A 9,708-nucleotide genomic window follows, 5' to 3' on the forward strand; every position below is an offset into this window, starting at 1 on the left:
ATGGACCTCATCCTCATGCCCGCCGACCACGACGCGGCCCTATCCGACGTCTACCTACCAACCCCGACGCCCGGGGAGCTGACCGACTACGCCAACCACCCCGGTGCGATCGAATTCCCCACCGACGTAAGACGATTCGTCGCCGAACGGCTACCGCAGTACATGGTCCCGGCGGCGGTCACGGTGATCGATTCGGTACCGCTGACGGTCAACGGCAAAGTGGATCGAAAAGCCTTACCCGTTCTGCAGTTCATCAGCGCGGCTGGTTATCGCGCGCCGCGTGATGACCGGGAAGAATTGTTGGCCAACGTCTTTGGAGCGGTATTAGGCCTCGAGCGAGTCGGCATCGACGATTCGTTCTTCGACTTGGGTGGGGAGTCTTTATCGGCGATGCGGGTAATCGCGGCAGTCAACACCACGATCGATGCGGATCTTTCCGTGCGCGCCCTGTTCGAGGCGCCCACCGTGGCGCAGCTGGCGGCCAGGCTCGGTGACGCAGCGGGTGGGCGCGCGCCGCTGGCGCCGGTAGCGGTGCGGCCGGCCGCGGTGCCGTTGTCATTTGCGCAGCAGCGGTTGTGGTTTCTCGATCAACTTGAGGGACCCGCGGCGACCTACAACGTCGCCTGCGCACTGCGGTTAGGTGGTGAGCTCAACGCAGAGGCGCTGGGTGCGGCTCTAGCCGACGTGGTGGCGCGTCACGAGAGCCTGCGCACGGTCTTCCGCGCAGTGGACGGGATAGCCGAGCAGGTGGTGTTGCCGGCCGACAGCGCACAGCTCGGGTGGGAGATCATCGACGCCGGCGACTGGTCGCCAGGCCGGCTGGAGGTGGCGCTGCAGGACGTGGCGCGGCGCAGCTTCGATTTGACAAGCCAGATCCCGTTGCGGGCAAAGCTGTTTCGCCTGGCCGACCACGATCATGCGCTGATTTTGGTGGTGCACCACATCGCCGCCGACGGAGCCTCACTGGCGCCGCTGACCAACGACCTGGCCTGCGCCTACGCCGCGCGCTGCGCCGGCGCGTCCCCGACCTGGGCGCCGCTGCAGCTGCAGTACATCGATTACACCCTGTGGCAGCGCGCCGCCCTAGGCGAGCTGGCTGACCCCGACAGCGGCATCTCCGCCCAGCTGGCCTACTGGGAAAAGGCTTTGGCTGGGATGCCGCGACGTCTTGAGCTGCCCACCGATCGTCCCTACCCGCCCACTGCTGATCACCGGGGCGCCCAGTTGGAATTCCACTGGCCGGCGGCGCTGGCTCAGGCGGTGGCCCGGGTGGCCCGCGAGCACCGTGCCACCAGCTTCATGGTTATCCAAACAGCTTGCGCCGCGGTCCTTTCAGCACTTTCCGGCAGCAGCGATGTGGGGATGGGGATTCCCGTGGCCGGCCGCTCGGATCCGGCGCTGGACGGCTTGATCGGCATGTTCGTCAACACGCTGGTATTGCGGGTGCGGCTGGCCGGCGAGCTCAGCTTCGCGGAGTTGCTGACCCAGGTCCGCGCCCGCAGCCTGGAGGCATTCGACCACCAAGACGTGCCCTTTGAAGTACTGGTCGAGCGAATGAAGCCGGACCGGTCACTGGCCCGCCACCCGCTCATTCAAGTCATGCTCGCCTGGCAGAACACCACCCCGGCCGACCTGTGCCTGGGTGACCTCGACATCGCCCCCATACCCGTAGCTACCCACACCGCTCGCATGGACCTGGTCTTATCATTCACCGAAAACCGATCCAATGCCGGCGAATTCGGCGGTATCACCGGCATCGCCGAATACCGTACCGATGTCTTTGACGCGACCACCATCGGCGCCCTGATCCGACGGCTGCAGCGACTGTTGGACGCCGCATTGACCGATCCGAACCGGCGACTGTCATCGATCGATCTGCTCGAGCCCGACGAACACGCTCACCTCGACCAGATCGGTAATCGCCCCGCGCTCGGCGCCAATCCGAGGCGGCCGCAGTCCATCCCGGAGCTGTTCAGCGCGCAGGTTGCCAATACTCCGCGGGCGATCGCGCTGGTATTCAACGGCGAACGCACGACCTATGCCGAGCTCGATGCCGCAGCCAACCGGCTCGCGCACGTCCTGGCCGGCCACGGCGCGGGTCCCGGTACCGTTGTCGGTCTGCTGTTCGAGCGCTGCCCACAGGCGGTTACCGCGATCCTGGCGGTGCTGAAAACCGGAGCGGCCTATCTCCCCATCGACTCTGCGCTCCCACCAGAGCGAGTGGAGTTCATGGTTAGAGACGCTGCGCCCGTTGCCGTGATCGCTACGACCGGATTGCACACACGAGTGCACGGTCGCGAGTTTCCCGTCATTGACCTCGGTGATATCCAGGCCCGGGCTATCGACAGCCAGCCAAGCGCCGCGCTGCCGGCACCGGACCCGGACAACGTCGCCTACATCCTCTACACCTCGGGCACCACCGGAACCCCGAAAGGTGTTGCAGTTACCCACCACAACGTCACCCAGTTGTTCGGCTCACTGGCCGGGGAGCTGACGCCGATGTCCGGGCAGATATGGAGCCAGTGTCATTCCTACGGTTTCGACGTCTCGGTATGGGAGATCTTCGGTGCGTTACTGCATGGCGCACGGCTGCTGATAATTCCCGACCACGTGGTCCGCTCGCCAACAGAGCTGCACAACCTGCTCCTCACCGCACGCGTCACCATGCTCACCCAAACCCCTTCGGCGGCAGCGGTGTTATCCCCAGGCGGCTTGGAATCGGCGGCATTGGTTGTCGCCGGCGAGGCCTGCCCGGGCGAGGTGGTCGACCGCTGGGCACCCGGCCGGGTGATGGTCAATCAATACGGCCCAACCGAAACCACGATGTATGCCTGCTCGACTGCGCCGCTGCCGGCCGGCTCGGGGGCCCCGCCGATCGGATCACCCGCGCCGCGGGCGGCGCTGTTCGTGCTGGATCAGTGGTTACGCCCGGTGCCGGCCGGCGTGGTAGGCGAGTTGTACATCGCCGGCGCCGGGGTGGCATGTGGATATTGGCGGCGCGCACCGTTGACCGCGGCGCGATTTGTGGCGTGCCCCTTCGGTGGACCCGGGGCACGCATGTATCGAACCGGAGACCTGGCGCGCTGGGATGCCGACGACCAACTGCGCTACCTGGGCCGCGCCGATGAGCAAGTCAAAATCCGCGGATACCGCATCGAGCCCGGTGAAATCGCAGCTGCGCTAACGCAATTGGCTGGCGTCGACCAGGCCGCCGTAATCGCCCGCGAGGACCGCCCTGGCGGCAAACGCCTCGTCGGCTACGTCACCGGCGCCATAGATCCCGGGCAAGCCCGCGAGGCATTGGCCGACCGGCTACCCGACTACATGGTGCCCGCCGCGGTCGTCGTGTTACCCCGGCTGCCGTTGACGGTCAACGGCAAGCTCGACACCGCCGCCCTGCCGGCCCCCGACTACCCCGGCACAGGCCATTACCGCGCCCCCACCACTCCGGTCGAAACGGTGCTGGCCGAGATTTACGCCCAGGTGTTGGGACTCGATCGGGTCAGTATCGACGACTCGTTCTTCGACCTTGGCGGCGACAGCATTTCGTCGATGCAAGTGGCCGCGCGGGCGTACGCGGCCGGGTTGTCGTGCCGGCCCCGGGATATCTTCGCCGAGCGGACGGTGGCGCGGGTCGCGCGGGTGGCCGGGCCGGCTGGGGTCGGCGGCGGTGTCGCCGACGACGGCATCGGCGAGGTGCACCCGACACCGATCATGTGTTGGCTGCGCGGTATTGCGGGCGCGGTAGAGCAGTTCAACCAGACGATGGTGCTGCAGGCTCCGGCGGGTGTCAGCGAGGCCGACGTGGTGGTATTGCTGCAGGCGTTGCTGGATCGCCACCCCATGCTGCGCTCCCGCGTCGAAGACGCGGCCGGCGCCTGGTCACTGAATGTCGGACCGCCGGGCGGGGTCGATGCCCGCCATTGTGTGCGGTCGGTAACCGCGATCTCTGACGAGGCGTTGGTGGCCGCGCGGCAGCAGCTGGATCCGGGGGCGGGGGTGATGCTCAGCGCGGTATGGGAGTCGTCTGCTGAGCGGCTGGTGCTGGTGATTCACCATCTGGCCGTTGACGGCGTGTCCTGGCGGATCTTGGTCGACGACATCAACGCGGCGTGGGCCCAGCTGCGTGGCGGGCAGCCGGTGGAGTTGGCGGTACGGGGCACCTCGTTTCAACGGTGGGCTGCAATCCTGGCCGAGCGGGGGAGCTGCGACGCAATGCTCGATCAGCTGCCCACGTGGCGGCGCATTGCGGCAGTCGAGCCCGTGTTGCCGGCGGCGGACCCGGCCAGAGACACCTATGTCACCGCCGGGCAGCTGTCGGTGGCGCTGGACGTCGCGACCACCCGGGCGTTGTTGGGTGCCGTGCCGGCGGCGTTTCATGCCGGTGTCCACGACGTCTTGCTGATCGCGTTCGCTCTGGCGTTCAGCGAATTCCTGGACCGCGGCGGCCCGATCAGCTTTGACGTAGAAGGCCACGGACGGCGCGAAGACCTGACGCCCGATCTTGATCTGTCGGCCACGGTCGGGTGGTTCACCAGTAAATATCCGGTGGCTCTGGCGGTGCAACGGCTGCCGTGGGCCGAAGTACGCGCCGGGGCAACGGGATTGGGCGCGCTGATCAAGGAACTCAAAGAGCAGCTGCGCGCACTGCCGGATGGGCTCGGGTATGGCGTGCTGCGCTATATGAATCCCGCGCTCGAATTGTCCGGGCCTGACCCGGTGATCGGGTTCAACTACCTGGGCCGCCTCGGCGTCGATGGCGACGCGGCCGTCGCCGACGATGACGAATGGCTGATCACGGGTGGTGGCCCGGCGTTCAGCGATCCCGCCCGCGCGGCGATACCGATGGCGCTGCCCCATACCGTCGAGCTCAACGCGCTGACCCTCGACTCTGAGGCCGGCCCGCAGTTGCATGCCACCTGGACCTGGGCTTCCTCGGTGCTAGATCGCGGCGCTGTCGATAAGGTCAGCCGGCTGTGGGGTGAGGCGCTGGTCGGCGTCTGCGCGCATGTGGCCCGGGGTGGCGGCGGGCTGACCCCGTCGGATCTGGCGCCACTGCGCCTGACCCAGGACCAGATCGACCGGCTTGACCGGCAATACCAGATCGCTGACGTTCTGCCGCTGACCCCGCTGCAGCAGGGCTTACTGTTTCACGCCAAGACGACGCCGAATCGCGATGACCTGTATGCGGTACAACTCGACATCGGTTTGGCCGGTCGGGTCGACCCCGATCGCCTGCGTAGGGCGCTGCACACGGTCATTTCCCGCCATCCCAATCTGGCGGCCCGATTCGTCTACCAGGACTCGAGTCAACCAGTACAGGTGATCATGGCCAATCCGGCGCCGGCGTGGCGATATCTCGATCTCAGCCAGACAAGCCGGTCCGAACACGACATCGAATCCCTCTGTGCTGCTGAACGATCCGCCGCGATGGATTTGGCCGAGGCGGTTCCGTTCCGGGCGATGTTGGTCCGCACCGCAGCGCAGCGGCACCGGCTGGTGCTGACTAACCACCACATTGTGCTGGGCGGTTGGTCGCTGTCGATTCTGCTCGACGAGATCCTGGCCAGCTACGGCGGGCAGCCGTTGTCGGCGCCGGTGCCGTTTCGCAGGTTTGTTTCCTGGCTGGCCGACCAGGACCACCAGCGCGCTCTCACGGCCTGGCGCGCGGTGCTGGCCGGGGTGCAGGCACCCACCTTGGTAGGTCCACCCGACCCATTGGGACTGGCCGGCAAGAGTGTGAAAAGCTTTGCGCTGTCTACGGTCTCGACCGATGCTCTGACCGCCCTGGCGCGAGCTCACCACACCACGATGAGCACGGTGCTGCAAGCCGCGTGGGCGCAAGTGCTGAGCTGGCTGACCGGCCAGCAGGATGTGTTGTTCGGCGCAGTCGTCGCCCTGCGCCCGCCGGATCTGGCCGGCGTGGAGTCAATGGTGGGGCTGCTGGTCAACACCGTGGTGGTGCGCGCCCGCATGACCGCAACCACCAGCACTGCCGGCCTGCTCGCGCAGTTACACACCGATCGCAACAACACGCTCGACCACCAACACCTCGGGCTCAGTGATATCCACCGAATCACCGGTCAAGTGAGGCTGTTTGACACCCTTTGCGTCTATGAGAACTATCCCATCGACACCTCAGTGGCCACCGGCCGACACGAGCTGACCATCACCGAGATCATCGGCCGCGAATACACCCATTACCCACTGGCGATGATCGCGGTGCCCGGCCCTCAACTAACGCTTCGCATCGAGTTCGCCACCGAGGTGTTCAGCGCCGCCGGCATCGACCTGCTGTTCGCCCGGCTGCAGCGCGTGCTGGACGCAATGGTCGCCGATCCGGGCCGGCGGCTCTGCTCGATCGATCTACTCGATGCCGCCGAACACGCCATGTTGGACGCGATCGGTCACCGCGGCGTGCTGACGGCCAATCCGCCGCCGCCGGTGTCCATTCCGGAATTGTTCGACGCGCAGGTTCTGCGCACACCCGACGCGGTCGCGCTCACCTTCAACGGCACGCATATCACCTACGCCGAGCTCGGTGCAGCGGCCAATAGGCTCGCTCACGCGCTGATCTGCCACGGGATCGGTATCGGGGATGTGGTGGCGCTGCTGATGCCCCGCTGCGCGGACGCCATCGTGGCGATCCTGGCGGTCTTGAAGACCGGGGCGGCCTATCTGCCGATCGATCCGGCTCATCCCGATGCGCGGATCGCCTTCATGATCGAAGACGCCGCGCCGGTGGCGGCAGTCACCACCAACGGCCTGCGCTCGCGGCTGACCAGGCACGGCCTGGTCGTCATTGAGGTCAGCGACCCAGATATCGATACTCAGCCTTGCAACGCGCCCCCGGCGCCGGATGCAGACAACATCGCCTACCTATTGTGCACCTCGGGCACCACCGGAATCCCGAAAAGCGTTGCCATCAGCCACCGTAACGTCACCCAACTGTTCAGGTCGCTAGCCAGCGGTGTGATGCCGGCGGCCGGACAGATATGGAGCCAGTGCCATTCCTACGGTTTCGACTTCTCGGTATGGGAGATCTTCGGGGCGCTGCTGCACGGCGGACGGCTGCTGGTGGTCCCCGAACAGGTGACCCGCTCTCCGGTTGAGCTGCATGCGCTCCTGAAGGCCGAACGGGTCACCGTGCTCAGCCAAACCGCCTCGGCGGCAGGGGTTTTGGCGCCGGAAGGGCTGGATTCGGCGTCATTGGTGGTCGCCGGTGAGGCTTGTCCGGGCGACGTGGTCGATCGGTGGGCCCCGGGACGGGTGATGATCAACGCGTACGGTCCGACCGAGACCACCATCTATGCCTCGTTCAGTGTGCCCTTGGTGGCAGGGTCGGGCACACCACCGATCGGGTCACCGGTGTCGGGGACGGCGTTGTTCGTGTTGGACGCCGGGTTGGGCGCCGTGCCGGTGGGAGTGGTGGGGGAGCTGTACGTCGCGGGCAGTGGGGTGGGTTGTGGTTATTGGCGTCGCACGGCGTTGACTGCCGCACGGTTTGTAGCCTGCCCGTTCGGTGGAGTGGGGACCCGGATGTATCGCACCGGAGACTTGGTGCGTTGGGGTACCGATGGCCAACTGCACTATGTCGGGCGCGCTGATGAGCAGGTCAAGATCCGCGGATATCGCATCGAATGCGGCGAAATCGCCGTCCTGTTAGCGCAATTGGATGGCGTGGATCAGGCAGTCGTGATCGCCCGCGAAGACCGTCCTGGCGATAAACGACTGGTCGGCTACGTCACCGGCGAGGTGGAGCCGGGCTGGGCGCGTGCGGCCTTGGCGGACCGGCTGCCCGAATACATGGTGCCGGCGACCGTGGTGGTTCTACCGCAGTTGCCTTTGACGGTCAACGGCAAACTCGACACCGGCGCGTTGCCGCCCCCCGAATATGTTGACGCCGAACGGTATCGGCCCCCCGCCACTCCCGTCGAGGCGGTTTTGACCGGGATTTACGCGCAGGTGTTGGGGCTCGAGCGGGTTGGGATTGACGATTCGTTTTTCGAGTTGGGTGGTCATTCTCTGTCGGCTACCCGATTGGTGGTTTGTATCCGCGCCGAGCTTGATGTCGAGGTGCCGATCCGGGCGGTATTCGAGAAGCCCACCGTAGCCGGGTTGGCTGACTGGATCCGTGCCCATGGGGGGACGGGTGTGCGCGCAGCGTTGGTGGTTCAGGATCGTCCTGAGCGGATTCCGTTGTCCTATGCGCAGTCTCGGTTGTGGTTCGTTCATGGTTATGAGGGGCCGTCGGCGACGTATAACGTGCCGCTGGCGTTGCGGTTGCGGGGGGCTCTGGATGTCTCGGCGTTGGTGGGTGCGGTGGGTGATGTGGTGGCGCGGCATGAGAGTTTGCGGACGGTGTTTCCCTCGTTTGAGGGGGTGCCGTGGCAGCAGATCGTGGCTGCCGACGGGTTAGAGGTGGCGGTGGGGGTGAGGGAGGTTGCCGGTGGGCGGGCGTTAGCGGATGCGTTGGTGGAGGCGGCTTCGTATCGTTTTGATTTGGCGACCGAGATCCCGATTCGGGTTGAGTTGTTGCGGGTTTCGGCTTTGGAGCATGTGGTGGCATTCGTGATTCATCATATTGCTGCTGATGGTGCGTCGTTGGTGCCGTTGGCGCGTGATTTGACTACTGCGTATGCGGCGCGGTGTGGGGGGCGGGTGGCGGGGTGGTCGGGGTTGGCGGTGCAGTATGCCGATTACACGTTGTGGCAGCGGGGGGTGTTGGGGGCTGAGGATGATCCTGAGTCGGTGTTGGCGCGTCAATTTGGTTATTGGCGGGAGGAATTGGCGGGGGCGCCGGAGCGGGTTGTGTTGCCGTGGGATCGGTCTCGGCCGGAGCGGCAGTCGTTTGCTGGTGAGGTGGTGGGGTTCAGTATTGATGCGGGGTTGCGGGGGCGGTTGCAGGAGTTGGCCCGGCGTGGTGGTGCGACGTTGTCGATGGTGTTGCAGGCGGCGTTGGTGGTGTTGTTGCGCAAGTTGGGTGTTGGTGATGACGTGTGTATCGGGGGTCCGATTGCGGGGCGTACTGATGCGGGTTTGGCTGATCTGGTCGGGTTTTTCGTCAATACGTGGGTGTTGCGGGTGGATACGTCGGGCAACCAATCCTTCGCTGAGTTGTTGGCTCAGGTGCGGGCTAAGGCGTTGGCGGCTTATGAGAATCAGGATGCTCCGTTTGAGCGGTTGGTGGAGTTGCTCAACCCGGCCCGGTCCACCGCTCATCACCCGCTTTTCCAGGTCGCATTCGCGTTGCAGAACAATCCGGTACCCAGATTCGAGTTGCCTGGGTTGGCCATCGAGGCGATGCCTGTGCCCACTCATACCGCCAAGTTTGATCTGTCGGTGTATCTGGTCGACCTGCCTGCGGTTGCCGGCCAACCCTTAGCGCTGCCCGGATCGGTTGAGTACGCCACCGATTTGTTTGATCGGTCCACGGTTGAGGGGTTTATCGGTTATTACCTGCGCATCCTGGACGTGGTGTCAGTTGATGCCGGTCGGGGTATCGACACGATCGACATCATCGATCACGCCACTCGGGTGCGGTTGTTGGCCGATCACACCGTCGCCGCCGCCTCTGAGGTGACGATGGCGGAGTTGTTCGCGGCGCAGGTGGAGCGCATCCGGGATGGGGTTGCGGTGATTGATGGGCAGCGCCGTGTGAGTTATGCGCAGTTAGCGGGGCGGGCGCGGGGGTGGGCGGGGCTGGTG

At 65.6% G+C, this 9,708-nt stretch carries 1 protein-coding gene; it reads left to right on the forward strand.

Translation table 11 applies throughout. The features are described 5' to 3' along the window. The coding region (locus tag AWC27_RS17890; protein WP_139837066.1) for a non-ribosomal peptide synthetase at positions 1–9,708 on the forward strand (9,708 nt) is incomplete at both ends.

This window comes from Mycobacterium szulgai, assembly GCF_002116635.1.
Classification (GTDB): domain Bacteria; phylum Actinomycetota; class Actinomycetes; order Mycobacteriales; family Mycobacteriaceae; genus Mycobacterium; species Mycobacterium szulgai.